We start from the raw sequence: 519 nt of genomic DNA on the forward strand, positions 1-519 counted from the left end.
GCGGTCACGGAGTTGATCCAGGGCCGGCAGCCGGCCCGTTCAGACAGTGCGTCGATTCGACAAATGCTCGGACACGGCGCCCTGCAGCAGCCAACTATTAGACAGAAAGCCGTTTTGCGCGCCAACGCACGTTCGCAAGGAGGCCCGCCTGTCGCCGTCGATCCCGTCGACGTCGACGCGCCCGGCACCGGGCCGCGCGTGCGCGCCTGGCTTTTGTCTCATCGTTCGCGCTTTTGCGATGCAGGAGGGCAACATGTCCGACCCGTCACGGGAGAATCCCCCGACCGACGCGCACGCTTCGTCGCTCGTCACGCACGACGAACCGGTGCCGCGCGGCCGCCGCGCGCCGCGTCCGCTCTGGACGCTCGTGCCGCGCGCCGCCGGCTACGGCGTCGTGTTCTTCGTCATCTGGATGGTGCTGACCATCATGTTTCCGAACGTCTTCACGCGCTCGTCCGAGCGCGCGGTCGTCAACAACGAAGTGACGCTCGTCACGTCGCCGGTCGAAGGCGTCGTGAC

The 519-nt window shown here is 67.4% G+C and carries 1 pseudogene; it reads left to right on the plus strand.

What is annotated here, in order from left to right:
- Nucleotides 1-253: 253 nt before the first annotated feature.
- Nucleotides 254-519: pseudogene (locus J5M67_RS27800) on the plus strand (hypothetical protein); the annotation flags it as partial.

Source organism: Pseudomonas sp. 30_B, from assembly GCF_017491605.1.
Lineage (GTDB): Bacteria > Pseudomonadota > Gammaproteobacteria > Pseudomonadales > Pseudomonadaceae > Pseudomonas.